The sequence below is a fragment of the Micromonospora sp. NPDC048868 genome (genome assembly GCF_043198195.1).
Taxonomy (GTDB): Bacteria; Actinomycetota; Actinomycetes; order Mycobacteriales; family Micromonosporaceae; genus Micromonospora; species Micromonospora reichwaldensis.
On the sequence record NZ_JBICUN010000019.1, the window covers coordinates 80,217 to 106,682 of the forward strand.

Annotated in this window: 19 protein-coding genes; 13 read left to right on the forward strand and 6 right to left on the reverse strand. The window is 73.1% G+C overall.

What is annotated here, in order from left to right; translation table 11 throughout:
* Positions 1 to 25 precede the first annotated feature (25 nt).
* The 7 genes from ACGFNF_RS24955 (at position 26) to ACGFNF_RS24985 (ending at position 8,902) form a co-directional block, all read left to right on the forward strand.
* Positions 26 to 736 carry a siderophore-interacting protein gene (locus ACGFNF_RS24955; RefSeq protein ID WP_357578295.1) on the forward strand — a complete coding sequence of 237 codons (711 nt, stop codon included), beginning with the start codon at positions 26 to 28 and terminating at the stop codon, positions 734 to 736.
* Positions 733 to 1,974 carry an MFS transporter gene (locus ACGFNF_RS24960; RefSeq protein ID WP_393171082.1) on the forward strand — a complete coding sequence of 414 codons (1,242 nt, stop codon included), beginning with the start codon at positions 733 to 735 and terminating at the stop codon, positions 1,972 to 1,974. The genes ACGFNF_RS24955 and ACGFNF_RS24960 overlap by 4 nt, the downstream gene beginning before the upstream one ends.
* Before the next feature lie 141 nt (positions 1,975 to 2,115).
* Positions 2,116 to 3,672 carry a pyridoxal phosphate-dependent decarboxylase family protein gene (locus ACGFNF_RS24965; protein WP_393171084.1) on the forward strand — a complete coding sequence of 519 codons (1,557 nt, stop codon included), beginning with the start codon at positions 2,116 to 2,118 and terminating at the stop codon, positions 3,670 to 3,672.
* 28 nt (positions 3,673 to 3,700) lie between these two features.
* A complete protein-coding gene (locus tag ACGFNF_RS24970; RefSeq protein WP_393171086.1) occupies positions 3,701 to 4,999 on the forward strand; it encodes a lysine N(6)-hydroxylase/L-ornithine N(5)-oxygenase family protein in 1,299 nt (432 codons plus the stop codon).
* Positions 4,996 to 5,571 carry a GNAT family N-acetyltransferase gene (locus ACGFNF_RS24975; protein ID WP_393171088.1) on the forward strand — a complete coding sequence of 192 codons (576 nt, stop codon included), beginning with the start codon at positions 4,996 to 4,998 and terminating at the stop codon, positions 5,569 to 5,571. Before ACGFNF_RS24970 ends, ACGFNF_RS24975 begins: the two co-directional genes overlap by 4 nt.
* Entirely contained in the window at positions 5,568 to 7,400 is a 1,833-nt protein-coding gene (locus ACGFNF_RS24980; protein ID WP_393171090.1) for an IucA/IucC family protein, read from the forward strand. The genes ACGFNF_RS24975 and ACGFNF_RS24980 overlap by 4 nt, the downstream gene beginning before the upstream one ends.
* Positions 7,397 to 8,902 carry an MFS transporter gene (locus tag ACGFNF_RS24985; protein WP_393171092.1) on the forward strand — a complete coding sequence of 502 codons (1,506 nt, stop codon included), beginning with the start codon at positions 7,397 to 7,399 and terminating at the stop codon, positions 8,900 to 8,902. The genes ACGFNF_RS24980 and ACGFNF_RS24985 overlap by 4 nt, the downstream gene beginning before the upstream one ends.
* Before the next feature lie 145 nt (positions 8,903 to 9,047).
* Here the strand turns inward: ACGFNF_RS24985 and ACGFNF_RS24990 are convergent, their stop codons facing one another.
* The 4 genes from ACGFNF_RS24990 to ACGFNF_RS25005 form a co-directional block, all read right to left on the reverse strand.
* Positions 9,048 to 9,608, reverse strand: a complete 561-nt coding sequence (locus ACGFNF_RS24990) for an NAD(P)H-dependent oxidoreductase (RefSeq protein ID WP_357578302.1) — start codon at positions 9,606 to 9,608, stop codon at positions 9,048 to 9,050.
* A gap of 12 nt (positions 9,609 to 9,620) precedes the next feature.
* On the reverse strand, positions 9,621 to 10,556 hold the full coding sequence (locus ACGFNF_RS24995) for an ROK family protein (RefSeq protein ID WP_393171095.1): 936 nt from the start codon (positions 10,554 to 10,556) through the stop codon (positions 9,621 to 9,623).
* A 9-nt stretch (positions 10,557 to 10,565) separates the two neighbouring features.
* Complete coding sequence (locus tag ACGFNF_RS25000; RefSeq protein WP_132240772.1) at positions 10,566 to 10,919, reverse strand: DoxX family protein; 354 nt, start codon at positions 10,917 to 10,919, stop codon at positions 10,566 to 10,568.
* Between the two features lie 91 nt (positions 10,920 to 11,010).
* On the reverse strand, positions 11,011 to 11,442 hold the full coding sequence (locus ACGFNF_RS25005; protein ID WP_311413974.1) for a type II 3-dehydroquinate dehydratase: 432 nt from the start codon (positions 11,440 to 11,442) through the stop codon (positions 11,011 to 11,013).
* A 334-nt stretch (positions 11,443 to 11,776) separates the two neighbouring features.
* On the opposite strand from ACGFNF_RS25005, the gene ACGFNF_RS25010 reads away from it, so the two are divergent.
* From ACGFNF_RS25010 to ACGFNF_RS25030, 5 genes are all read left to right on the forward strand, one after another.
* Entirely contained in the window at positions 11,777 to 12,940 is a 1,164-nt protein-coding gene (locus ACGFNF_RS25010; protein ID WP_311413973.1) for a DegT/DnrJ/EryC1/StrS family aminotransferase, read from the forward strand.
* On the forward strand, positions 12,937 to 14,070 hold the full coding sequence (locus ACGFNF_RS25015; protein WP_393171098.1) for a Gfo/Idh/MocA family protein: 1,134 nt from the start codon (positions 12,937 to 12,939) through the stop codon (positions 14,068 to 14,070). Before ACGFNF_RS25010 ends, ACGFNF_RS25015 begins: the two co-directional genes overlap by 4 nt.
* A gap of 64 nt (positions 14,071 to 14,134) precedes the next feature.
* Positions 14,135 to 14,803: an HAD-IA family hydrolase gene (locus ACGFNF_RS25020; RefSeq protein ID WP_393171124.1), complete on the forward strand. Its 669-nt coding sequence runs from the start codon at positions 14,135 to 14,137 to the stop codon at positions 14,801 to 14,803.
* A 173-nt stretch (positions 14,804 to 14,976) separates the two neighbouring features.
* Entirely contained in the window at positions 14,977 to 15,717 is a 741-nt protein-coding gene (locus ACGFNF_RS25025) for a hypothetical protein (protein WP_393171100.1), read from the forward strand.
* 490 nt (positions 15,718 to 16,207) lie between these two features.
* On the forward strand, positions 16,208 to 16,486 hold the full coding sequence (locus ACGFNF_RS25030; RefSeq protein WP_393171102.1) for a hypothetical protein: 279 nt from the start codon (positions 16,208 to 16,210) through the stop codon (positions 16,484 to 16,486).
* Between the two features lie 39 nt (positions 16,487 to 16,525).
* Here the strand turns inward: ACGFNF_RS25030 and ACGFNF_RS25035 are convergent, their stop codons facing one another.
* Together ACGFNF_RS25035 and ACGFNF_RS25040 are read right to left on the reverse strand one after the other, a co-directional pair.
* A complete protein-coding gene (locus ACGFNF_RS25035; protein ID WP_393171105.1) occupies positions 16,526 to 20,236 on the reverse strand; it encodes an amino acid adenylation domain-containing protein in 3,711 nt (1,236 codons plus the stop codon).
* A 126-nt stretch (positions 20,237 to 20,362) separates the two neighbouring features.
* Positions 20,363 to 24,112, reverse strand: a complete 3,750-nt coding sequence (locus tag ACGFNF_RS25040) for an amino acid adenylation domain-containing protein (protein ID WP_393171107.1) — start codon at positions 24,110 to 24,112, stop codon at positions 20,363 to 20,365.
* A gap of 1,067 nt (positions 24,113 to 25,179) precedes the next feature.
* Between ACGFNF_RS25040 and ACGFNF_RS25045 the strand changes: the two genes are divergently transcribed.
* A complete protein-coding gene (locus tag ACGFNF_RS25045; protein WP_393171109.1) occupies positions 25,180 to 26,370 on the forward strand; it encodes an ATP-grasp domain-containing protein in 1,191 nt (396 codons plus the stop codon).
* Positions 26,371 to 26,466: the final 96 nt, after the last annotated feature.

Sequence of the window (26,466 nt, forward strand, 5' to 3'; positions counted from 1 at the left end):
AGGCAGACCTTACCTGGAGGGGTGCGTGAAGCGAAACTGGGAAGCCCTGGTGCTCAAGGCGATGGGCGGTCGCGAATTCCGGCTGACCGTGCTCGGCACCGAGGCCGTCGGCGAGCGCTACCGTCGACTGCGCATGGACGGCGGCGGGCTGCTGGAGGCGTGCGGCGTGCACCCCACCATGTGGGTGCGGCTGTGGTTCGACAACGACGGCAAGCCGCACCAGCGCGCGTACACCCTCGTCGACCCCGACCCGGAGACCGGCCGCTTCGACCTGGAGTTCGCCATCCACGACGGCTGCGCCGCCCGGTGGGCCGCCGCCGCCCAGGTCGGCGACACCATCGAGGCCACCGTGCAGGGCACCGCCTTCAACCTGCCGGACCCCGCCCCGCAGCACCTGTACCTGGTGGGCGACGCCGCCTCGCTCCCGGCGGTGAACAGCCTGCTCGCCGCGGCCCCCGACACCCCGGCGACGGTCTGGCTGGAGTACGCCCACGAGGGCGAGAAGGAACTGGGGCCGCGCGCCCACGCCAGGCACCAGGTCACCTGGGTGCCGCGCCGCGACGAGGGCCAGCACCTGGTCGAGACGGTCTGCGCGGCCCTGCCCGCCGCCGAGGACGCCCACTACTGGGTGGCCTGCGAGGCGGCCAGCACGCGCGGCATCACCAAGCACGTGCGCCGGAACCTGGGCGTCGGCAAGCACCAGCTCACCTCGCTGGCCTACTGGAGCGCCAGGTGAGAGGTCGGCTCGGCACGCTGACCGCGCTCTACGTCACGCAGTACCTCGGCATCGGCTTCATCACCGTCGGGCTGACCGCCATCCTGCGCGACGGCGGCACCTCCCTCGACACGCTGGCGCTGTTGCAGTTCGTCGGCCTGGTCTGGCCGATCAAGTTCCTCTGGGCGCCCGTCCTCGACCGGTACGGCTCCCGCAACCGTGGTCACTACCGGTCCTGGCTGCTGGTGCTCCAGGGCGGCCTGGTGCTGGCCCTGCTGGCGCTGCTGCCGTTCGACCGCCCGGCCGCGCAGCTCGGCCCGGTCGTCGCGATCTGCGTCGCGTACGTGTTCCTCTCCGCGACGCAGGACATCGCCGTCGACGCCGTCGCCGTCCGGCTGCTCTCCGAGCGCTCGCGGGGCACCGGCAACGGCATCCAGGTCGCCGCGAGCTACGTCGGCAACCTGCTCGGCGGCGGCGCCTGCGTGGTCGTCTACGACCGCTTCGGCTGGGCGCCCGCGATCCTGCTGCTCGCCGCCCTGACCGCCGTCGGCCTGCTGGTGGTGTGGCGGTTCCGCGAGCCGGACCGCACCGACCGCGTCGCCAGCGCCGGTGCGGCGTACCGGGCGCTGCTGTCGGTGCTGGGTCAGCCCGGCTGCCGCCGGTGGACCTTCGGCGTGGTGCCGCTGGTCTACATCGGCGCGGGCGCGACGTACGCCCTGGTGACGCCGGCCCTGGTGGACGCGGACTGGTCCCTGGCGCGCATCGGCGTGGTGACCGGCGTGGTGACCAGCCTGCCGGCCATCGTGGCCGGTCTGGTCTCCGGGGCCGCGATCGGCCGGTTCGGGCGGGCTCGCGTGCTCGTCGCCGGGGGAGTGGCGCTCGCGCTGTCCACGGCGATGCTGCTGCCGTTGCTGAACGGCCGGGCCCCGCTCGCCGGGACGGTCGCCGCGCTCTGCTGCTTCATGGCCGCCTACACGATCGCCAACGTCGTGCTCTACACGGTCAACATGGACTACTCCCGGCCCGGCACCGGCGGTACGGACTTCACGGTGCTGTCGTCGTTCGGGCTGGTCTGCTCGTTCGTGGCGGCCTCCGTCGCGCTGGCCGCGGCCGAGGTGTTCGGCTATCCCGCGGTCGCGGTGGCCTCCGTCGTCCTGGTGGCGCTCGGCGTCGCGCTGGGCCTCGGGCACCAGCGGCGGTTCCCGCCCCGATCCGTTGCGGCGCCGGGGGAACGCGAGTTGTCGAAGGTGCCCGGCTGAGTGATATCGCTCAATGTGGGCGACGATGTTGACACATCCTTAGGTTAGGGTAACCTAAGCTCGCTCGATCACCGACTGCGGGCGGATGGTGACGTCCCGCCATCTCGCCGTACCGTCCATTCCCGACCGTTGAGGACCCGCATGAGCCTGCCCGGACCCACCGTCCAGGTGCCTACGACCGGGGTGACCCCCGCCTCCCACGGCGCCCGCGCCCACCTCTTCACCGCCGGCACGGTGGAGGACTACCGGCGCGTGCTGGCCGAGGGGATCGGCCGGGTCGCGACCCGGATGGCCGAGGTGGACCGGCCGTTCACCGGCGTGACACCGGACGAGCTGGTGCCGCGGGTCGCCGGCATCGACCTGGACCGGCCGCTGGGCGACAGCGGCGCCGCGCTCGACGAGCTGCACGACGTCTACCTGCGCGACGCCGTCTACTTCCACCACCCCCGCTACCTCGCGCACCTCAACTGCCCGGTGGTGATCCCGGCGCTGCTCGGCGAGGCGGTGCTCACCGCCGTCAACTCCTCGCTGGACACCTGGGACCAGAGCGCCGGCGGCACTCTGATCGAGCGCCGGCTCATCGACTGGACGGCCGATCGGATCGGCCTGGGGCCGGCGGCCGACGGCATCTTCACCAGCGGCGGCACCCAGTCCAACCTTCAGGCGATGCTGCTGGCCCGCGAGGAGACCTGCGCGAACCTCGTCGGCCGGACGACCGAGCGGCAGTCCCGCCCGGAGCTGCTGTCCCGACTGCGCATCATCACCTCGGCGGCCGGCCACTTCAGCGTGCAGAAGGCGGCCAAGCTGCTCGGCCTCGGCGCCGACGCGGTGGTCACCGTCCCCACCGACGCCGACCGGCGGATGCGCACCGCCGACCTGGCCCGGGAGATCGCCCGGTGCCGGGAGGAGGGGCTGACGGTGATGGCCGTCGTCGCCACCGCCGGCACCACCGACTTCGGCACCATCGACCCGCTGCCGCAGATCGCCGACATCTGCGCCGCCGCCGGCGTCTGGCTACATGTCGACGCCGCGTACGGCTGCGGGCTGCTGGTGTCGCCGACCCGGCGGCACCTGCTCGACGGCATCGAGCGGGCCGACTCGGTCACCGTCGACTACCACAAGTCGTTCTTCCAGCCGGTCAGCTCCAGCGCGCTGCTGGTGCGCGACCGGCGCGTGCTGCGGCACGCCACCTGGCACGCCGACTACCTCAACCCGGCGCGGATGGTCGAGCAGCGCATCCCCAACCAGGTCGACAAGAGCATCCAGACCACCCGCCGCTTCGACGCCCTCAAGCTCTGGCTGACCCTGCGGATCATGGGGCCGGACGCCATCGGCGAGCTCTTCGACGAGGTGGTCGACCGGGCCGCCGCCGCGTGGCAGCTGCTCAGCGGGGACCCCCGCTTCGAGGTGGTGACCCGCTCGCAGCTGAGCACCGTGGTCTTCCGCTACCTGCCGGCCGCCGCCGGCCGGGAGGTCGTCGACGACGCCAACCTGTACGCCCGCGAGGCGCTGGCCGCCTCCGGCGCCGGGCTCGTCGCCGGGACCAAGGTCGACGGCGCGCACTACCTGAAGCTCACCCTGCTCAACCCCGAGACCACGATGGACGACATCGCCCACGTCCTCGACCTCCTCGCCGAACACGCCGGCTGGTACGCCCAGACCAGGGCCACCGCCGAGCTGTCCTGCCCCGTCGGCTGACGATCCGCCCCCCGCTCTGGAGAACCGCATGTCGACGCACGACTTCATCGCCGTCGGGCTGGGCCCGTACAACCTGGGCCTGGCCTGCCTGACCGAGCCGATCGACGAGCTCGACGGAATCTTCCTGGAGGCGCGGGACGCCTTCAGCTGGCATCCCGGGATGCTGCTGGAGTCGACCCGGCTCCAGACGCCGTTCATCGCCGACCTGGTCACGCTCGCCGACCCGACCTCGCCGTACTCGTTCCTGAGCTACCTCAAGGAGTCCGGGCGGCTGTATCCGTTCTACATCCGGGAGAGCTTCTTCCCCCTGCGCAGCGAGTACGACGACTACTGCCGCTGGGCCGCCGGCAAGCTGGGCAGCGTCCGGTTCGGGCAGCAGGTCACGGCGGTCGACTTCGACCCGGGCGACGAGCACTACACCGTCACGGCCACGGTGGCGGCCACGGGGGAGCCGGTCACCTACCGGGCCCGGCACCTGGTGCTCGGCACCGGCACCCCGCCGTACGTGCCGGAGGCCTGCGCGGACCTCGGCGGCGACGCGATCCACAACTCGCGGTACCTGGAGCACCGGGCGGCGCTGCGCGCGAAGCGGAGCATCACCGTCGTCGGCAGCGGGCAGAGCGCGGCCGAGATCTACCACGACCTGCTCGGCGACATCGACACGTACGGCTACCAGCTCAACTGGGTGACCCGCTCGCCCCGGTTCTTCCCCCTCGAATACACCAAGCTCACCCTCGAGATGACCTCGCCGGACTACGTGGACTACTTCCACGCCCTGCCGGAGCCCACCCGCTACCGGCTGGAGTCCGAGCAGAAGGGGCTGTTCAAGGGCATCAACGCCGACCTGATCAACGAGATCTACGACCTGCTGTACGCCAAGAGCATCCCCGGCCCGGTCCGCACCCGGCTGCTGACCAACACCGCGCTGACCACCGCCACCCACGACGAGGCGAGCGGGACGTACACGCTGGGGCTGCGCAACGTCGAGCAGGAGCGCGACTTCACGCTGGACACCGAGGGGCTGGTGCTGGCGACCGGCTACCACTACCGGGTGCCGGAGTTCCTGGAGCCGGTGCGCGACCGGATCCGCTGGGACGCGCACGGGCGCTTCGACGTGGCCCGCAACTACAGCATCGACCACACCGGCCGGGGCATCTTCCTGCAGAACGCCGGCACCCACACGCACAGCGTCACCTCGCCCGACCTGGGCATGGGCCCGTACCGCAACTCGTGGATCATCCGTGAGCTGCTGGGCCGCGAGCACTACCCGATCGAGAAGGGCATCGCCTTCCAGGAGTTCGGCGTGCCGGCCGGGGCCGCGTCGTGACCGACGTCGTCCACCGCCGCGTCGACGGCCGGCTCGGCGAGTTCGCCCTGCGTACGCTCGACCCGGACGCCGACGCGCCGCTGCTGCACCGCTGGGTGACCCACCCGAAGGCGGCGTTCTGGCTCATGCAGGACGCCGACGTGGCCCGGGTCGCCGAGGAGTACCGGCGGATCGCCGGGCACCCGCACCACGACGCGTTCCTCGGCCTGCACGAGGGCCGACCGGCCTTCCTCGCCGAGCGGTACGACCCCGCCCACGTCGAACTCGTCGGCCTGTACGACGCGGTCGACGGCGACGTCGGCATGCACTTCCTCTGCGCGCCCGCCGACGCCCCCGTGCACGGCTTCACCCGGGCGGTGATCACCACGGTGATGGCGTGGCTCTTCGCCGACCCGGCCACCCGCCGGGTCGTCGTGGAGCCCGACGTGCGCAACACGGCGGTGCACGCGCTCAACGCGGCCGTCGGCTTCACCGTGGTCGGCCCGATCCGCAAGCCCGAGAAGGACGCGCTGCTCAGCGTCTGCACCCGTGACCAGTTCCACGCCGCAACCCGAGGAGACGTGCCCGCGTGAACCCGCTCGCATCCGTGGCCCACCTGACGCCCGCCAACTGGGCGCACGCCAACCGGCTGCTGGTCCGCAAGGCGCTGGCCGAGTTCGCCCACGAGCGCCTGCTCGCGCCCGAGCCCGTCCCCGCCGACCAGGCCGGCGAGCCCGCTTCCGCCGGCTCCGCGGCGGGCCAGCGGCGGTACCAGGTGCGCGGCGACGACGGCGAGGTCGTCTACCGGTTCACCGCGAGCCTGCTGGCCCTGGACCACTGGCGCATCGACGCCGACAGCATCACCCGCCACCGCGGCGACGCCGAGCTGCCGCTGGACGCCCTGGAGTTCTGCCTCGACCTGCGCGGGGCGCTCGGGCTGAGCGATGAGATCCTCCCCGTCTACCTGGAGGAGATCAGCTCCACGCTGGCCAGCACCGCGTACAAGCTCGACAAGCCGGCGGTCAGCGCCGCCGAGCTCGCCGACGCGGACTTCCAGGCCATCGAGACCCAGATGACCGAGGGCCACCCGGGCTTCGTCGCCAACAACGGCCGCATCGGCTTCGGCGTCGACGAATACCGGGCGTACGCCCCGGAGGCCGGCCAGCCGCTGCGGCTGCTCTGGGTGGCGGGGCACCGGGACCGGACGAGCTTCAGCTGCGCCGCCGACCTCGACTACGATACCCTGATCCGCGCCGAACTCGACGAGGAGACCCGCGCCGGGTTCGCCGAGACCCTGACCGGGCTCGGTCTCGACCCGGCCGACTACCTGCTCATCCCGGTGCACCCGTGGCAGTGGTGGAACCGGATCTCCGTCACGTTCGCCGCCGAGGTGGCGCAGCGCCGGCTGGTGTGCCTCGGCCCCGGCCCCGACGAATACCTGGCCCAGCAGTCCATCCGCACCTTCTTCAACGTCACCGACCCGTCCCGGCACTACGTCAAGACCGCGCTGTCCGTGCTGAACATGGGCTTCATGCGGGGGCTGTCGGCCGCGTACATGGCGGCCACCCCGGCCATCAACGAGTGGCTCGCCGACCTGATCGACGGCGACGAGGTCCTCAAGCGCACCGGGCTGACGATCATCCGCGAGCGGGCCGCCGTCGGGTACCGGCACCTGGAGTACGAGGCGGCCACCGACCGGTACTCCCCGTACCGCAAGATGCTGGCGGCCCTGTGGCGGGAGAGCCCGGTGCCCGCGCTGGAGCCGGGCCGGCGACTGGCCACGATGGCGTCCCTGCTGCACACCGACCGAGAGGGCCGCTCGTTCGCCGCCGCGCTCATCGCCCGGTCGGGGCTGGCGCCGCAGGTGTGGCTGCGGCGTTACCTCGACGCCTACCTCACTCCGCTGCTGCACAGCTTCTACGCCCACGACCTGGCGTTCATGCCGCACGGCGAGAACGTCATCCTCGTTCTGGACGGCGGGACGGTCGAGCGGGCGATCTTCAAGGACATCGCCGAGGAGATCGTGGTGATGGACCCGGACGCCGACCTGCCCCCGCTGGTCGAACGGATCAGGGCCGACGTGCCGGAGGACATGAAGCTGCTGTCCATCTTCACCGACGTCTTCGACGGCTTCCTGCGCTACCTCAGCGCCATCCTCGTCACCGAGGGCGTCCTCGACGAGGAGACCTTCTGGCGGACGGTCGCCGGGTGCGCCGCCGACTACGCCGACAGCGTTCCGCACCTGGCCGAGCGGCTGCGGCGCTACGACCTGTTCGCCCCGGAGTTCGCGCTGTCCTGCCTGAACCGGCTCCAGCTGCGCAACAACCAGCAGATGGTCGACCTCGCCGATCCGTCGGCCGCGCTGCAACTCGTCGGCACCCTGACCAACCCCATCGCCCGCTTCGCCCCGGCCGCCCGATGACGACGACGCTCGCGCCCCCCGCCGGGGCGCCGGCCGGCGGCGCGGACGGTCGGGTGCGGGGCCGGTGGCTGATCCTCGCCGTGCTCTGCCTCGCGCAGGTCACCGTGGTGCTCGACAACACGGTGCTGACCGTGGCGATCCCCGTGCTCACGACCGAGCTGGCCGCCAGCACCGCCGACGTGCAGTGGATGATCAACGCGTACGCGCTGGTCCAGTGCGGTCTGCTGCTCACCGCGGGCAGCGCCGCCGACCGGTACGGCCGCCGTCGGATGCTGCTGGCCGGCCTCGTGCTGTTCGGGCTCGGGTCGCTGGCCGCCGGGCTGTCCCAGTCCAGCGGCCAGCTCATCGCGGCCCGCGCCGGCATGGGGATCGGCGGCGCGCTGCTGGTCACCGCCACCCTGGCGGTGGCGATGCAGGTCTTCGACGACGCCGAGCGGTCCCGGGCGATCGGCCTCTGGGCGGCGGCGAGCGCGCTGGGCTTCGCGGCCGGGCCGCCCTTCGGTGGGCTCGTCCTCGCCCACCTGCCGTGGGGGGCGATCTTCCTGGTCAACGTCCCTATCGTGCTGGTCTGCCTGGTGGCGGCCTGGGCGCTGGTGCCCGAGTCGCGCCAGCCGGCCAAGGGCCGACTGGACCTGGGCGGGGTGCTGCTCTCCACGGCCGGCCTGACCGCGGTCGTCTACGCGATCATCGCCGGGCCGGAACACGGCTGGACCGCCGCCCCGGTGCTCGGCGCGGCGGTTGCCGGGGTGCTCCTGCTCGCCGCCTTCGTGGCCTGGGAACGGCGGGTCGCCGACCCCATGCTGGACATGCACTTCTTCCGCAACCCGCGCTTCGTGGGCGCGGTCTCCGGCGTCGTCCTGATCACCTTCGGCGCCACCGGCGCGCTGTTCCTGCTCACCCAGCACCTCCAGTTCGTCCGCGGCTACCCGGCCTGGGAGGCGGGGCTGCGGATGATGCCGTTCGCGCTCTCCATCGTCCTGCTGAACGTGGGCGGCGTCGCCGCGCGGGTGATCCACCGGCTCGGGCTGGCGTACTCGATCGCCCTCGGCATGACGCTGCTCGCCGCCGGTCTCGCCCTGATCACCCACGCCCCGTCGGACGGCTACGGGGTGCTGCTGCCGGGCCTGCTGGTGATGGGCGCCGGCTGCGCCGTGGCCAACCCGGCCATCGTCGAGGCCGTGATGAGCGCCATCCCGCCGGAGAAGGCCGGGGCGGGCGCGGGCGTGGACGGCACCATGACGGAGGTCGGCAGCAGCCTCGGCGTCGCCGTGCTGGGCGCGATCCTCAACGCCCGCTTCGCCGCGCTGCTGCCCGCCGCCGTGGCCGGCGCCGGATCGTTCCCCGCCGCGCTGGCCGCCGCGCGCAGCGAGCCGGAGCGCGCGCTCGTCTCCGACGCGTTCCGCTCGGCCCTGGAGACCGGGCAGACGGTCGGCGCCGTGGCCGTCTTCGCGGGCGGCTGCGTGGCCGCCGCGCTGCTGCGCCGCGCCGAGCGGGCCGGCTGAGCGCCGACCCGACCCGGCCCGTTCCGCTCCGGCGAGCCGACGCCGCCCGCCGCGGCGTCGGCGTCCGGCCCGACCGCGTCGACGTCCGGGCCGGACGGTGCCGGGGTCAGGGCCGGACTGTGCCGGCGTCGGCCCGAAGCCGGCTTCAGGGCCGGCGGAGCGTCCGGAGCGCGCCGGCCCAGGCGACCACCTCGTCGAGCATGGTGTTGAGGGCCTGCTCCTGGTGCGCCGCCGGCCGGAAGTCGCGGAAGTTGACGAAGTCCGTCGTCAGGGAGAGCGCGACCTGGGACCGGACGTCGGCCACGCCGAGCTGCCCGAGCACCAGCCGCAGGTGCTCCGCGGCCCGCGTGCCGCCGTGCACGCCGTAGCTGACCAGGCCGGCGGAGGCGTGCTGCCACTCCTTGAACAGGAAGTCGACGGCGTCCTTCAGCGCGCCCGGGATCGAGTGGTTGTACTCCGGGGTGACGAAGACGAAGCCGTCGAACCCGGCGACGGTCGACGCCCAGCGGCGTACGGCGGGGCGCCTCGACGGCGCCATCGACGGCGGCAGCACCTCGTCGAAGTGCGGCAGGTCGTGGTCGGCGATGTCGACCAGCTCGACCGTGGCGTCGCCCCGCTTGGCGGCGACGTCGGTCACCCAGCGGCCAACGGCGTCGGCCTTGCGGCCGGGCCGCGTGCTGCCGACGATGACACCGATCCTGACCATGGCTGAACTCCTCTACAGGGTGGGTACGGAACGCACGGGGGCCGGCGGGGCGGTCAGGCCACGGGCCAGCTCCACCGCGCCGTGCAGGGACGACAGGCCGCCCAGGGCGGCGGCCCGCACCGGCGGCGCCGGCCGCCCGGGCCGGCCGGCGGCGCGGGCCCGCTCGGCGACGAGCGGCACGAGGTCGGGCAGGCCGGCGGCGAACCCGCCGCCCACGATCGCCAGCGCCGGATCCAGCAGCTCGCCGAGGCTGACGACCGCCGCCGCGAGCGCCCGGCAGCTCGCGTCGACCGCCGCCACCGCCCACGGCCGGCGCTCGTCGAGCCCCGCCCGCAGGTCGTCGAAGCTCACCTCGGCGCCGCGGCCGGCGCCCGCCCGGCGCAGGGTGGCCGGGCCGGACGCGATCGACTGGAGACAGCCGCGCCGGCCGCAGTCGCAGCGCTCGCCGTCGAGGGCGACGACCATGTGACCGATCTCGGCGGAGGAGCGGCCGGGCACCGACCGCCCCGCCAGCACCACACCGCCGCCGATCCCGGTGCCGACGCCCAGGTAGACCACGTCGTCCCGGCCGGCGTGCCGGGCCTCGGCCAGCGCGGCGAGGTCACCGTCGTCGGCGACGGCCGTCGCCGCGTCGGGGAAGATGCGGCGCAGCGCACCGGCGAGGTCCAGCCCCGCCCAGCCGGGCCGGCCGGGCCAGGTGGTGACGGTGCCCGCCGGGTCCGTGGTCGCCGGCATCGCCACCCCGACCGCGCCCACCGGTCCCCACGCCTCGCGCAGCCGGTCCGCCTCGGCGGCCAGCGCGGCCAGGTCCGCGGCCGGGTCGGCGCCGGGTGGCCAGCGGAAGGTCCGGTCGTACGCCGGCCGTCCGGGCGTCTCCGCGCGCAGCGCCACCTTCGTGCCGCCGACGTCGACACCGAGCACGCCGTCGCCCCGCTGCGGACCGGTCACGCCCGCGCCTCAGCCCTCGAGCACGTGCAGGACCACGAGCGCCACCGCGGCGAGGGCGAAGATCACCGGCGTCAGGGTCATCGGGGCCGGGTCCTTCGCGCGGGCGTGGTAGACCACCGCGCCCACCATCTGCAGGGCGAGGCCGATCGCCGCCGCGATGCCCAGCGGCGCCCAGAGCAGGCCGAGCAGCAGCCCGGCGACCGCGGCGAGTTCCAGCACCCCGAGCAGGCGCGTCAGCCCGGGCGAGACGCCGAGATGGTCCATCCGCTCGCGCATCTGCGCCTGCCCGGTGAGCTTCGGCACGGCGGTGCCCAGGAACACCGCGGCGAGGATGAGAGTCAGGACGAGGATGGGAATGTGCACGTGATGTCCTTCGGGAAGAGTCGGAACGTGCGGACGACCGTACCGCTGGCGCATCGACGCCGATGAGGCCGGACGGTGCGGTGCCGGATCGTCATCGGACGGTCGCGACGAGGGCGCGGGCGGCCAGGCGGTAGCCCAGCGACCCGAGCCCGACGATGACGCCGCTGGCCAGTGGGGCGATCACCGAGTCGTGCCGGAAGCTCTCCCGGGCCCAGACGTTGGACAGGTGCACCTCGACGAAGGGCCGGGGATAGTTGGCCAGCGCGTCGCGCAGGCTCCAGCCCGCGATCATCAGGGCGCCCGGGTTGACGATGGCGCCCACGGTGTCGTAGTTGTCCTGGATGGCGCGGATCAGGGCGCCCTCGCAGTCGTGCTGCTCGGCCACCACCCGCCAGCCCCGTCCCGCGATCTCCTCGCCGACGGCCCGTTCGATGTCGTCCAGGGTGTCCGTGCCGTAGATCTCCGGCTCCCGTCGGCCGAGGATGCCCAGGTTCGGGCCGTTCAGCAGCAACACGTCCGACACGCTTCACCTCGCGGGGCGTGGCCCTGTCCCGACAAGGCCCGATGACTGGTCCACCGCAGTCTTACAACGCCCGCGACGTCGGGCGAACCGGCGGTGGCCGTGGCGCGGCGGACTAAGGGGTGGCTAGGGGCTGTTAGGGGCGGTGACCGCGCGTCCGCTTCGGTTACCGTCCTCCCTGCCGAAGCGACGCCGCCGACTCCAACGGAAGCGTCACCTACCTCGAACCGGCCATCGGCGCCCCGGTGCGCCCGGACCGCGTGCCGGCGGTACCCGGTCGTCCCGCCCGATGGTCCGGCGAAGCCCCTGGTCTGCCCGAGTTGGGAAGTGGGAAGTCATGAGTGGTCAGCCCTCGACGGTGTCGGAGTTCCCCGAGTGGCCGCAGTTCGGCGACGAGGAGCGCGCCGGACTGATCCGCGCCCTCGAACAGGGGCAGTGGTGGCGGATGGGCGGCAGCGAGGTCGACTCCTTCGAGAAGGAGTTCGGTGACTACCACGGCACGCCGCACGCGCTCGCCGTCACCAACGGCACCCACGCCCTCGAGGTCGCCCTGGAGGTGCTCGGCGTCGGGCCGGGCACCGAGGTGATCGTCCCGGCCTTCACCTTCATCTCGTCCTCGCTGGCCGCGCAGCGCCTCGGCGCGGTCGCCGTGCCGGTCGACGTCGACCTCGACACCTACTGCATCGACCCGGCCGCCGTCGAGGCCGCGATCACCCCCCGCACCAAGGTCGTCATGCCGGTGCACATGGCCGGCCAGTTCGCCGACATGGACGCGCTGGACAAGCTCGCCGCCGACGCGGGGGTGGCGGTGCTCCAGGACGCGGCGCACGCCCACGGCGCGCAGTGGCAGGGCAAGCGGTCCGGGGCGCTCGGCTCGGTGGCCGCGTTCAGCTTCCAGAACGGCAAGCTGATGACCGCCGGCGAGGGCGGGGCGGTGCTCTTCCCCGACGAGGAGCTGCGCGAGCGGGCGTTCCTCGTGCACAGCTGCGGCCGGCCCCGCACCGACCGGGACTACCTGCACGGCACCACCGGCTCGAACTACCGGATGGGCGAGTTCACCGCCGCCGTGCTGCGCGCCCAGCTGTCCCGCCTGGACGACCAGATCGCGCTGCGCGAGCAGCGCTGGCCGCTGCTGTCGAGCCTGCTCGCCGAGATCCCCGGCGTGGTGCCGCAGACCACCGACCCCCGTACCGACCGCAACCCGCACTACATGGCGATGTTCCGCGTCCCCGGGATCACCATCGAGCGCCGCCGCGCCGTGGTCGACGCGCTCATCGCCCGGGGCGTCCCGGCGTTCGTGGCGTTCCGGGCGATCTACCGGTGCGAGGGCTTCTGGAAGGCCGGCGCCCCCGACGAGTCGGTCGAGGCGATCGCGGCCCGCTGCCCCAACGTCGAGCAGATCCACTCCGACTGCATCTGGCTGCACCACCGCACCCTGCTCGGCACGGAGCAGCAGATGCACGAGATCGCCGCCGTGCTCGCCGACGTCCTCGCCGGATGACGGCCCTGCCCCCGGCCGCCGCGCCCGACCGACCGGTGCGGGTCGCGGTGGTCGGCCTCGGGTGGGCCGGGCGGGAGATCTGGCTGCCCCGGCTCGCCGCGCATCCGGGCTTCGAGGTGACCGCCGTGGTCGACCCGGAGCCCGGCGTACGCGACCGGGCCCGTGCCACCCACGACGTCCCGTCCGCGTACGCCGACGTCGACGACCTTCCCGCCGGGGCGGTCGACCTGGTGGTGGTCGCCGTACCGAACCACCTGCACGCCACCGTCGCCGTCCGGCTGCTGCGCCGGGGCGTACCGGTGTTCCTGGAGAAGCCGGTCTGCCTGACCTCCGCCGAGGCGACCCTGCTGGCCGACGCGGAACGCGACGGCGGCGCGGTGCTGCTGGCCGGCAGCGCCGCCCGCTACCGGGCCGACATCCGGGCCCTGACCGGGGTGGCCGCCGAGCTGGGCCCGATCCGGCACGTCGACGTGGCCTGGGTCCGCGCCCGGGGGGTGCCCGACGCGGGCGGCTGGTTCACCCGCCGCGACCTCTCGGGCGGGGGAGCGCTGGTGGACCTCGGCTGGCACCTGCTCGACACGGTGCTGCCGATGCTCGGCCCGACCCGGGTCACCCACGCCATCGGCAGCGTCTCCGACGACTTCGTCAACGACAGCGCGGCCCACGCCGCCTGGCGCAGCGACACCGCCGCCGGTGGTCGCGCCCCCGGGGACGTCGAGGACACCGCCCGGGGCTTCCTGCTCACCGCCGAGGGGGCCTCGGTCGCCCTGCACGCCTGCTGGGCCTCGCACGAGTCGCTGGACCGCACCACCGTCATCGTGCACGGCGCCGCCGGGTCGGCGACGCTGCGCTGCACGTTCGGCTTCAGCCCCAACCGGGAGCCGGCGCCGGTGCTGACCCGCACCCGGGACGGCGAGACCGTCCGGCTGTCGCTGCCCGAGGAGCCGATCGGCGCCGAGTACGACCGCCAGCTCGACGAGCTGCCCGCGCTGCTCGCCGACCCGGCGTCGCGGGGCGCGGCCGTCGCCGAGGCCCGCCGGACCATCGACATCATCGAACGGATCTACCAGTCCGCCCGGCCCACCGCGCCGGAGCGGCAGCACGCGCTGGCGGGCCATCGCGACAGGTGAGAACCACCGTCGGCCACACTCGCTTCCGGGAGCAGCCATGAGCCATCCATCGTCCACCGTCGAGATGACCCCGCCGCCGCCGGGCCGCGGCCCGATCCGCGCGGTCGTGTTCGACCTCGACGGCGTCATCGTCGACAGCTCGGCCGTCATGCGTGAGGCGTTCAGTATCGCGTACGCCGAGGTGGTGGGCGACGGGCCGGCGCCGTTCGAGGAGTACAACCGGCACATGGGCCGGTACTTCCCGGACATCATGCGGCTGATGGGGCTGCCCCTGGAGATGGAGGAGCCGTTCGTCCGGGAGAGCTACCGGATGGCCCACCTGGTGCCGCTCTTCCCCGGCGTCCGGAAGACCCTGGAGACGCTGCACTCCCGGGGGATCCGGATGGCGATCGCCACCGGCAAGGCCGGCCCCCGGGCCCGCTCCCTGCTCGACCAGCTCGGCGTGCTGGGCCTCTTCGGCCAGGTGATCGGCTCCGACGAGGTGGCCCGCCCCAAGCCCGCCCCGGACATCGTGCTCCAGGCGCTGAGCCACCTCGACGTGCCGCCCAGCCAGGCGATGATGGTCGGCGACGCGGTCATCGACCTGCTCAGCGGCCGGGACGCCGGGGCGACCTCGGTCGCCACCACCTGGCACGGCGGGGACGTCGCCGCGCTGCTCGCCGCCGGCCCCGACCTGGTCGTGCACGCCCCGACCGAGCTGCTCGCGCACTGCCCGGCGGCCCTCGTCCACTGACCGACCCCGGTCGCTCGATACCAGGCTGACGCGGACCTCGCCGCGCGGGCCGGCCGGTCCGCTGCCCGTCGTGACCACGACACACTCCGCCGCGTACGCCCGTGGCGCGGTCCTGGGCCGTTGTGCACCGGGTCTACGCTGCGGCCGTGCGGCATATCGGTGATCGTTGGTGGATGAACCCGCTCGGGGCGGCGTACCTGGCAGTGTTCACCGTCGCCGGGGCGGTCGGCGCCCTGGCGGGGACAACCTGGATCCGAGCCGACATCGTGGCTTGGCCCGGCACCCTGCTGTGGAGTGCCGCCCTGGCGCTGGCGGTGCTGGTGACCTGGCCCGCGGAACCGCCCCGCATGGGCCTGCTGTGCGCGGCCTGGGTGGTCGGTGCCCTCCTCATGTTCGTGGCCGCCGAGGGCCTGTGGTCGGCGGTGCTCACGCATCGCGGCGAACGGGTCGAGGCCACCGTCACCGCCGTGCGCGAGGGCCAGGAAGACGGTCGTCACCTCTATTACACCCTCGCCGATCCGGACGGTCGGCGCATTGCCGGGGAGCTGGGGCAGTGGCCCGGCAGCAGCATCGGCGCCTCGGACAACCCGGAAGGCACAGTGGGGCACCGCGTCACGGTGGTGCGGGACCCCGAGGGCCTGGTCGACCCGCGCCTGCCCGAGGAGCTCACCGACGCCGGTGGAATGTGGATCGTCGGGCCCGCTGTCCTCGTCGTCACCGCCGTGTTCTGCATGCTGGCCGGGCGGCCGGTCGCCCACCACGCCCGAACGACATCCGCACGCCGGCGGCGGCCTGCCAAGCGTTCCGCCGCCAGAGCCGGAGCCCTCCCGGGCGGCAGGCGCACCCGGGGCAGGACCGGCAAACGCACGTCCGGCACCCCGCACGGGCAGCCCTCGCCCCGCCGGGCCCCTTGAACACCGGGACCGGTCGCAAGCCGTCGCGCGCGTGGGATCGGTTGCGGTACGCGGCGTTCTACACGGCTGCCGGGTCGCGCGGCGATCGCGGACCGGCGGCCGTGTGTTGGTATGACGCTGTCGAGCTGCCCCATGTATGCGACCAACCGGAGCCGCGCACCATGCCCCGTCTGTAGGGGCAGCTCGACAGCTCCCACGACTCGGCACCCGCACAACCGGGGCATCGCACGATCCGGCGGGCCTGGCTGTTCGTACGGGAACTGCACCGCACCGACCTGATGGGAGCGACCCGCACGGGTGACCTCAGCTGGTACCGCGGAGGCCGCCTGCGGGACTGCGACCCGTGTGCTTCGAAGACTGTCGGAGCACCGTGGGCGCGGAGCTGGACGTCGAGACCCTGGCACAGCTCTGGCGCGCCGCGCTCGCCCTGCCTGAGCCCTCCGGGCCACACGTGTGACTGCACGGCGACCTCAAGCCCACCAACCTGCTGGTGCGGGAAGGCAAGCTGCACGCCGTCATCGACTTCGGTGGTCTGTCGGTCGGCCTACCCGACGCCGAGCACTCCACCGTCTGGGACCTGCCGCCCCCCGCGCGACGGGCGTACTGGAACGCCGTGGACCTCGACGATCTGACCTGGATCCGCGCCAGGGCGTGGGCCGTCGCGGTGGGTGTCAGCGGAATCTCCTACTACTTGCACACCTATCCGGCCTTCATCGCCGAATGCCGAGCCCGCCTTCAGGCGATCCTCGCTGACGCCGCCGCGCGCTGAGCGGCACGGCCAGTGGCGGCTGCCGCCGGCGAGGGCCGCTCAGTCCGCCTGGTCGGCGGCCTCCGGTCCGGCCTCCAGGAAGCGCAGCATGTTGGTGGCCAACATCTCGGCGACCGGGGTCGGGACCAGATCGGTGCGGATGGTGACGCGAAGCAGGGCGCCCCCGTTACCGGGCAGGACCTCGGCGACACAGCCACCCGACCACTCCCGGGCGTACGGGTCGACGACCTCCTCGGTCCGGCAGCCGGGCAGCTCCAGCGGGAGGACGAGGTTGTCCTGGTAGGCAAAGGAGGGCAGGCTGTTGATCACCTCGCGGGGCATCCCGAGGACCGGGTCGGTGGTCATCTCCAGGAAGGTGACGTCCTGGGCTGCCATCAGCTGGTCCACGGTCTGCTGGAGGGCCCGGACGAGGTTCTTCTCGGGCCTGTCGAACCGGACCCGGAGGCAGTTGGAACCGATCCTGCTGGTGAAGGCGGAGTCGAGGATCCGGCTGCCGCGCTGCGCGACGATCATCAGCAGGGCGATGTCGTCCTGCTGGTGGATGGTGCGCAGCGCGGAGGCATAGGCGGCGGCGAAGTAGGTGGAGCGGCTGAACCGCTGTTCGCGGCCGGCCCGGTCCCAGCGGTCCAACACGTCGGCGGAGACGGCGACGATGTGCCCCGTCCTGGGACCCCACATCGGGGTCTGCTCCAGGAGCTCCTGGGGTCGGCCCTCGCCCTGACGGGCGAGCCCGCGCAACTGCTCGCGCCAGTAGGCCCGCTGCGCGTCGAGGTCGGCGGCCTCGCGGAGCCGGGTGTATTCGTCGTACGACTGGCGGAGGGTGGGCGCGGGTCGCGCCCACACCGGGGCCGTGCCGGACACCCGGGCGGCGTAGGCGTGGCTGAGGTCGCGCACGAGCAGCGCGTGTGACCAGCCGTCGAAGGCGATGTGGTGGATGCCGACGCCGAACAGGATCCGGTTCGTGGTCTTGTTGCGGATCAGGGCGGCCCGCCAGTTGCGGCCCTGGGTGTAGTCCAGCGGCTGCTGCACCGCCTCGGCGAGTTGGTCGAGTGCTTCCTGTTCGCTCGCGGCGTCGGTGAGCAGCCGGAGCTGGGGCATCCCCGGGTTCGGCGGGATGACCGCCACGGGCGGGTCCACCCGCCGGTAGCGGGCGTACAACGCCTCGTGCCGCCGGTGCACGTCGCCCAGCGCCGCCATCAGCGCGCGCAGGTCCAACTCGCCCTCGATCCACCAGGTGGTCGGACAGACCAGTTCGAACGGCAGCACGAGACACTTGGCGACCGACGGGGTCAGCGGGACGGGCCCGGTCGGGGCGGGGCGTCCGGTGACGGGCGGTTCCGGTTCGGCTCTGGGCCGGCGGGGTGCGGTGGCGAGCCAGCGGGCCAATCCGTGTGGGGTGGGGGTGCGGTGGATCTGCGAGACGGGTACGACGACGTCGGCGGCCTCGTCGATGGCGGCGGCGACGGCGGCGGATTGCAGGGAGGTGCCGCCGAGGGCGAAGAAGCTGTCCTCGGTGCCGATGGGATCGATATCGAGTACGGTGGCGAACACGCCTGTGACCAGCCGTTCCTCGGCGGTCGCGGCTTCGACGTAGGCCACGCCGAGGTCCGGGCGCTGCGAGCCCGGTTCCGGAAGGGCCCGCCGGTTGATCTTCCCCGTGCCGCCGACGGGGAACCGGTCGAGCACCATGATCACGGCGGGGACCATGTACGAGGGCAGCACCGTCGCGGCGTGCTCCCGCAGTTCGCTCACGGCCGGGGCCCGGCCATCGTGCCCGGTCACGTAACCGACCAGCCGGGCGACGCCCCGGTCCTCGCGGCGGACGACCACGGCCGTGCCGACGCCCGGGTGCTGTTCGAGGACGGCTTCGATCTCGCCGAGTTCGATGCGGATGCCGTTGACCTTTACCTGGTGGTCCATCCGGGCGAGGATCTCCAGCGCCCCGGAGGCGTTCCACCGGCCCAGGTCGCCGGTGCGGTAGGCGACCCCGCCGCCGTACGGGTCGGTGACGAACCGTTGCGCGGTCAGGTCGGGGCGGTTGAGGTAGCTGTCGGCGACCCCGGCGCCAGTGATGAGGATCTCGCCGGGGACTCCCATGGGGACGAGTTCGAGTGCGGCGTCGACGACGCGGATCTGGCGGTTGGGCATGGGCCAGCCGATCGGCACGTACGCGCCGCCCCAGCCGGCCTTGGCGTCGAACCACGTGCAGGCGACGGATGCCTCGGCGGGGCCGTAGGCGTTGATCAGGCGGGTGCCGGCGGCCATCCACCGTTGGGCCATGCGGGGCGGGATGGGTTCCCCGGCGAGGGTCACGCAGGACATGCTCGGGCAGTCGGCCGGGTCGACGGCGGCGAGGTTGGTGGGTGGGCAGAACGCGTGGGTGGTCTGCTCCTTGGCGATCAGCTCCGTCAGCCGGCGGGCGTCGAGCAGGTCGTCACGCGAGCAGACCACGACGCGGGCGCCGGAGGTCAGCGCGGTGTAGATCTCGCCCAGGGCCACGTCGAAGACCGGGGCGCAGCAGTGCAGCATCCGGCTGTCCGGGCCGACCGCGCACTCGTCGCGCATCCAGGTGACGAAGTTCGTCAGCTTGTCGTGGGACAGCACGACGCCCTTCGGCGTCCCGGTCGATCCGGACGTGTAGATCACGAACGCCGGCTGGGAGGCGTCCACCACCGGCAGGTCGATCGCTTCGACCGCCTCCACAGCGGGCCAGTCCTGGTCCAGGGCGACCACCCGCACGCCGTCGGGGCGGGGGATGCGGTGGGCGACCTCGCCGACGGTGAGCACGACCTGGGCACCGTGGTCGGCCAGGAGCATCTTCATCCGCTCCGCCGGCCACGACACGTCCATCGGCGTGTAGGCCGCTCCCGCCCGCAGCACCGCCAGGGTGGCGACGAGGGTCCACATGCTGCGGTCCAACGCCAGCGACACCACGTCCCCGTCCCCGACCCCGACCGCGCGCAGGTAGCGGGCCAGTAGTTCGGAGCGGCGGGCCAGTTCCTCGTACGTGACGACCTCGCCGTCGGCGACACCCGCGACCGCGTCCGGCGTCCGGCGTGCCCATTCCAGCACCAGTTCGTGCAGGGGCTCGCCCGGCACCGGGCAGCTCGGACCCCGGCCCCATGCGAGCAGCCGGTCCCGCTCGGCCGTGCCCAACAACGGCAACCCGGACAGCGGGACGTCGGGTTCCCGCAACCCGGCCGACAGCAGCGTCCCGGTCTGGTCCAGCAGGCCCCGTGCCCAGTCGGTGGAGAAACCCTCCGCCGCGTAATCGACACGCAGCCCGGAGCCGTCCGAGGCGACGGTCACCACCAGGTCGACGTCCACCACCTCCGGACCCACCTCGGCCACCGGGCCGTCGACCAGGCCCACCGCCACCGGACCCAGCACACCGGCGGTCACCACCGGCGCGGCCCACGCCACACCTACCCGGCTCACCAGGTCACCGAACGTCGGATCGTCCGACACACCTACCCGGACCGCCGATCCCCCCGAGGACCGGCCCAGCACCACCTCCTCCTGACCGGTGTAGCGGGCCAGCACCCCGACGAGTCCCGCCAGGACCACCGTCCCGGCCGGCTCCGCGCCGGCCGGGACGGGCAGCTGCAAGGTCCGCACCTGCGACGCCGCCCGGGCCGGCCATCCCAGCGGCCGACGCAGGTCGCCCATGAGGTCGAGGGCCTCGAAGTCGGTACCGGGCCCGGCGAGACCCGTGGCCTGTGCCTGACCACCAACGAACCCGACAGACATGAGCCAACCTCCGATCAGGGCCGGCGGCACCCGCACGGGTACCCCGGGGCAGTAGAAGCAGGACTGCCGGGGACGCGGCCTTCCGCGTCGTCGGCATGGGAGAGCAGTTCGATGGGGGACGGACGCTCAGCCAGCGGCGGGGGACACCGCGGGCCCGGCTTCGAGGAAGCGCAGCATGTGCCCGTTCAGCTCCTCGGCGAAGCTGTACGGCAGGTAGTCGGTGCGGATGGTGACGCGCAGGAGGGCGTGGTCGGCGCGGGGAAGCACCTCGACCGTGAGCCCGTTGGGCACCTCCCGGGCGTACGGGTCGACGACCTCCTCGGCCCGGCAGCCGGGCAGTTCCAGCGGTAGCACCACGTTGTCCTGGAACACGAAGGTCGGCAGGCTGGCGACCACCTCGCCGGAGAGCCCGGCGGCGGGGTCGTCGGCGGTCTCCGCGAAGGGGACGTCCTGGGCCCGCATGAGCTCGCTGATCGTCTCGTTGACCCGCAGGACGAGTTTGTCGTCCTCCGGCCCGTCGAAGCGCACCCGGACGCAGTTCAGGTTCAGCCGGGTGGTGAAGGCGGAGTCGAGGACGCGGCTGCCCCGCTTGGCCACCACCATCAGCAGGCCGATGTCGTCCTGCTGGTGGACGGCGCGCAGCGCGGAGGCGAACGCCGCGACGAAGTAGCTGGACCGGCTGAACCGCTGCTCCCGGGCGGCCCGGTCCCAGCGCCGCATGACCTCCGGCGTGACGGTGACGATGTGTCCGGCCTTCGGACCCCACGCCAGCGCCTGCTCCAGCGGTGCGGTGGCGTCGCCCCGGCCCTGGCGGGGCAGGCCGCGCAGGTGTTCGCGCCAGTAGGCCCGCTGCGCGTCGAGGTCGGCGGCGTCGCGCAGCCGGGCGTACTCCTCGTACGACTGGCGTAGCGTCGGCGCCGGCCGCGCCCACTCGGGGGCCGCGCCCGACAACCGCGCCGCGTAGGCGTGGCTCAGGTCCCGCACCAGCAACGCGTACGACCAGCCGTCGAAGGCGATGTGGTGGATGCCCACGCCGAACAGGACCCGCCCGGTCGACTTCTCCCGGATCAGGGCGGCCCGCCAGACGCGGCCCTGGGTGTAGTCGAGCGGCTGCTGCACCGCCTCGGCGAGCTGGTCCAGGGCCTCCTGCTCGCTGGCGGCGTCGGTGAGCAGCCGCAGCTGGGGCATCGCCGGGTTCGGCGGGACGAGCGCCACCGGGGGAGCCGTCCGCCGGTAGCGGGCGTGCAGGGCCTCGTGCCGGCGGTGCACGTCGCCCAGCGCCGCCATCAGCGCCCGCAGGTCCAGCTCACCCTCGATCCACCAGGTGACCGGGACGACGACCTCCAGCGGCGACATCAGGCACTTCGCGACCTGCTGCGCGAGGGGAACCGGGCCGGGACGCTGACGGGCCTGCCCGGCGGTCGAGCCGGCGTCCGTACGGCGGGGCGCGGTGGTCAGCCAGTGGGCCAGCGCCTGCGGGGTGGGGGTGCGGTGGATCTGCGAGACGGGCACGACGACGTCGGCGGCCTCGTCGATGCGCGTCGCCACCGCCGCCGACTGCAACGACGTGCCACCCAGGTCGAAGAAGCTGTCGCGCGTGCCGACCCGGTCGATGCCGAGGACTGTCGCGAACACCGCGGCGACGAGGCGCTCCTCGTTCGTCGCCGGCTCGACGAACTCCACCCCGAGGTCGGGGCGTCGGGTGTCGGGTGCGGGCAGGGCCCGCCGGTCGACCTTGCCGGTGCCGCCGACGGGGAAGTGGTCGAGGACCATGACGACGGCGGGGACCATGTAGGACGGGAGCACGCTGGCGGCGTGCGCGCGCAGGTCGCCGACGGCGGGGGTACGGCCGTTGCGTCCGGTGACGTAGGCGACGAGTCGGGCGGTGCCGTCGTCCTCGCGGCGCACGACCACGGCGGCGCCGACGTCGGGGTGCTGGGCGAGGATGGTCTCGATCTCGCCGAGTTCGATGCGGATGCCGTTGACCTTGACCTGGTGGTCCATCCGGCCGAGGATCTCCAGCGCGCCGGTGCTGTTCCACCGTCCGAGGTCGCCGCTGCGGTAGGCGGTCCCGCCGCCGTACGGGTCGGTGACGAAGCGTTGGGCGGTGAGTTCGGGGCGGTTGAGGTAGCCGTCGGCGACCCCGAAGCCGGTGATGAGGATTTCGCCGGGTACGCCCGCGGGGACGAGGTCGAGGTTGGCGTCGACGACGCGGATCTGCCGGTTGGGCATGGGCCAGCCGATGGGCACGTACGCGCCGCCCCAACCCGCCGAGGCGTCGAACCACGTGCACGCCACGGCGATCTCCGCCGGCCCGTACGCGTTCACCACCCGCGCGCCCGCCGTCAACCACCGCTGGGCCAGCTGCGGCGGAACGGCCTCGCCGCCGAAGATGATGCAGCGCAGACCCGGGCAGGCGGCCGGATCGAGCGGGGCGACGTTGGTGGCCGGTCCGAACGTGTGCGTGACGTCGTGCCGGTTGATGAGGTCGGTGAGCCGACGCGCGTCGAGCAGGTCGTCGCGGGAGCAGACGACGACGCGGCCACCACCGGTGAGCGTCGCGAAGATCTCCCCGAAGGCGGCGTCGAAGACCGGTGCCGCCGAATGCAGCATCCGGCTGTCGGGGCCGATGGCGCACTCGTCGGTCATCCACGCCAGGAAGTTCGTCAGCCTCTCGTGCGTCAGCACGACACCCTTCGGCGTGCCCGTCGACCCCGACGTGTAGATCACGAACGCCGGCGCGGACGCCGGCACCACCGGCAGGTCCACCGGCTCACCCGCCTGCACCACCGGCCAGTCGTCATCCAACGCCACCACCGACACCCCGTCGCCACCGGGAATCCGGGGCGCCACCGCACCGACGGTCAACACCACCCGCGCGCCGTGGTCGGCCAGCAACACCCGCATCCGCTCCACCGGCCACGACACGTCCATCGGCGTGTACGCCGCGCCCGCCCGCAACACACCCGTCGTCGCCACCAGCGACCACAGTCCGCGTTCCAGCGCCAGCGACACCACGTCACCGGCGCCCACGCCCACCGACCGCAGGTACGCCGCCAGCGCGGCCGACCGGCGGTCCAGTTCCCCGTACGTCAACACCTCACCGCCCGCGACACCCGCCACCGCCTCCGGCGTGCGCCGCGCCCACTCCAGCACCAGCTCGTGGATCGGCTCACCCGGCACCTCACGCACCGGGCCCCGGCCCCACTCCAGCAACCGCTCCCGCTCCGCGTCGCCCACCAACGGCAACGCCGACAACCCCACCTCCGGCCCCGCCAACCCGGCGGAGACCAGCACCACGACCTGGTCCACCAGGCCCCGCACCCACTGCGCCGAGTAACCCTCCGCCGCGTAGTCCACCCGCAGCGCCGACCCGTCCGGGGCCACACCGATCACGAGGTCGACGTCCACCACTGCCGGCCCCGCGTCCGCCACCGGAGCGTCCACCAGCCCGAGCACCACCGGGCCCACCGGCTCCCGGCCCACGGCCACCGGCGCCGCCAGCGCCGCGCGCACCCGCGTCACGAGCTCGGCGAAACCCGGATCACCCGTCATGTCCACCCGCAGCGCCGAGCCGCCGCCACCGGACGCCAGGCCCACCACCACCTGCTCCTGGGCCGTCCAACGGGCCAGCACCGCCACGACCCCCGCCACCACGACGTCGCCGCCCGGCAGCCAGGGGGACAGCACCCGGTGCGCCGGGGCGGCGACGTCGCCACCCGGCCCGCCGTTCGACGGCCAGGAGGGCAGCACCCGGTGCACCGAGGCGGCCCGGGCCGGCCAGAGCGTCGGCCGGCGCAGGTCCCCCACCAGGTCCAGCGTTTCGGCGTCGACCGCGCCGTCCACGGTCCGCCCACCATCGAACCCGACAGACATCAGCTCAACCTCCGATCGAGAGGGGGTGACCGGAAGGCGCGGGGCCCCGGTACCGCACCACCGGGCGCATTGCGGTCTGCGCGGCAGGGGCGGTTCGCGGGCACCGCGGCCGACTCGGGTGGCCGGACGCGGACATGCGGTGCGACCAGGACGGGGTCACCGTCCGGATTCCGGGTCGCCACCACGTCGTCGATCGAAAGGAGCAGGTCGCTGCCCGATCCGATCACCGGCGCCTCCCGTCCGTCGGGGGTGCCGCGCACCCACATTCGTCCCCCGCCCGGTGCAATGGAAAGGGAACGACGAACGGATGGGGCCCGACCCTACGAAGCGTGGTGGAGTGGCGTACACCCCTAGAGATGCGCACGTCGACCCCTAGGGTGACGGCCGCAGATTCCGACCGGGGCCGCCGGGGATCCGTCCGGAGTAATGAGCGGCCACCGGTCCGCGTCCGGTGTCTTCGTCGCCGGACCGGCAATTTGCGCTGGTCAGTGTGGTGTTTTCTCGTGGCGAATGATCAGGATCGCGGCCAGATGCCGCGAATTTTTCGGCATTAACACGCGCCGCTATATCTTTTCTATAGTGGATGGTTGGCGCCCTCCGAGAGGGTCGATGCACGAATGTCCGGGTTTCGGCGGAGAGCGATCCCGAGGTCTTCGTCGAAAACGGCTATTCGGTCAGCCCGGGTCCAGGGTTCGAATCGGAGAATTGGCGATCCCGGCGGCGGAAAGGGCCGCCCGCGGTCGGCTGACCGGCCCATGCCAGGGAAATGAGGATTGACTATGCTTTGCCGATCATGACCCAGTCGGTGACTGGCACATTCAGTCACCGCCTGTTGGTGTGCACCTCGCCAAACGCAGCGCTGACCACAAGCCAGCCTGCTACCTGGCCGGTCCCGTCAGAGACCGTCCGATCGGTGCACGCGGTACGCCCGACTCTCGTGGCCGAGCGGCCTCATCAGGACCGGGAGCGCCCGCGACCGTCCACGTTCTCCGCTGTTCGTGGCCGTTGCGCACCCGGACTCCGTGCCACCCCGAGGCCCTTTGTGGGCCGGCATGTCAGGAGATCCAATGGACGGACCTATCCAGGTGCAGGTGTTCGCTCACGACGGGGTGGTGCTGGCCCGGCCACCAGATCCGGTGACGACCGCCGACAGCCGCTATCTCGCCGGTGCGGGCGCCGCCCTGTACAACGGGCTGGACATGATCACCGGTCTCCACCTGACCCTTCCGCACCAGTCGGCGGCCATTTGCAGCACCGGCTCCAGCGCGGACAAGTCGCTGCGCCTGCTCAGTCGGTGCGGTCTCAAGACGCCGAGCGACCTGCGCGAGTTCCGCTCCGGCGCGCAGGCGGTGCAGTTCGCCCGGGACGCCGCCGAACGCGGCGAGACGCTGGAGTTCCAGTTCCCCCCGCACGATCCGCAGTTGCGGGCCGCGCGCGCCCGGGTCGCCCCGAACCTGCTCGCCCGCCTCAACAACAAGACCACCCTGGAAACGCTGATCGCGCCGGAATACCTGCCCCGTCGCCAGGTCGCCACCCCCGCCGAGGTGCGCCGCATCGTGCAGCAGGACCGGCGGCCGGCGGTGGTCAAACCGGCCGGCGTCGAGGTGTACAGCGGAATCGCGATCTTCACCAGGCGGTTGCAGGACCGGCGGCACCGGGCACTGTTCAACCAGCTGGAACAGGTGAGCGACCGGTGGATCGTCGAGGAGGAGGTGCCCTTCCGGACGATCTGGGGCGTCCAGTTCGGCGTGACGGAGAGCGGAGCGGTGCACTACTTCGGTGCGTCCGTACACCTGCCGCAGCCCACTTCGACGTGGGTCGGTTGTGTGCTGGACGACGACCAGCCGCCGGCGGAGCTGATCGAAGCGCTGACCGTAGGGGTCCGAAAGGCCAGTGCCCTCGGGTACCGCGGGTACTGCTCCTTCGACGCCGGGATCGGCCGCGACGGCGCCCTGCGGGTCATCGACCCGAACTTCCGGGTCAGCGGGGCCACCAGTTCGGTGCTGCACCGCAGCTCGCTGCTGGGCCAGCACCCGTGCGCCATGACCACGTTCTTCTCGCTGGCCCCCGGCGTCGACGCCGAGCCGATCCTCGCCCCGTTCATCGACCGGGGGCAGTTCGTCGCGTTCATGCACCACGACCCGGCGGAGACGGACAACGGCCCGCTGCCGGCGACCATCGTCGGCATGGTCGGCGCCGCGGACCGGTACGCCTGCGGGGTGCTGGTCGCGCAGATCCAGCGGGCACTGAGCGGTTGATGCGTCGCGTCCCCTCCGGGCCGTGGCGACGGTCCGGAGGGGACGCCCGGGATCACCCCCCTGAGCCAGGGCCGCCGGCGGTGGGCGGGTGCCGGC

Coding starts and splice junctions, on each gene's coding strand:
- ACGFNF_RS24965 (WP_393171084.1), top strand. CDS start 2,116: ATGAGCCTGCCCGGACCCACCGTCCAGGTGCCTACGACCGGGGTGACC.
- ACGFNF_RS24970 (WP_393171086.1), top strand. CDS start 3,701: ATGTCGACGCACGACTTCATCGCCGTCGGGCTGGGCCCGTACAACCTG.
- ACGFNF_RS24985 (WP_393171092.1), top strand. CDS start 7,397: ATGACGACGACGCTCGCGCCCCCCGCCGGGGCGCCGGCCGGCGGCGCG.
- ACGFNF_RS24990 (WP_357578302.1), bottom strand. CDS start 9,608: ATGGTCAGGATCGGTGTCATCGTCGGCAGCACGCGGCCCGGCCGCAAG.
- ACGFNF_RS25010 (WP_311413973.1), top strand. CDS start 11,777: ATGAGTGGTCAGCCCTCGACGGTGTCGGAGTTCCCCGAGTGGCCGCAG.
- ACGFNF_RS25015 (WP_393171098.1), top strand. CDS start 12,937: ATGACGGCCCTGCCCCCGGCCGCCGCGCCCGACCGACCGGTGCGGGTC.
- ACGFNF_RS25020 (WP_393171124.1), top strand. CDS start 14,135: ATGACCCCGCCGCCGCCGGGCCGCGGCCCGATCCGCGCGGTCGTGTTC.
- ACGFNF_RS25025 (WP_393171100.1), top strand. CDS start 14,977: ATGAACCCGCTCGGGGCGGCGTACCTGGCAGTGTTCACCGTCGCCGGG.
- ACGFNF_RS25035 (WP_393171105.1), bottom strand. CDS start 20,236: ATGTCTGTCGGGTTCGTTGGTGGTCAGGCACAGGCCACGGGTCTCGCC.
- ACGFNF_RS25040 (WP_393171107.1), bottom strand. CDS start 24,112: ATGTCTGTCGGGTTCGATGGTGGGCGGACCGTGGACGGCGCGGTCGAC.
- ACGFNF_RS25045 (WP_393171109.1), top strand. CDS start 25,180: ATGGACGGACCTATCCAGGTGCAGGTGTTCGCTCACGACGGGGTGGTG.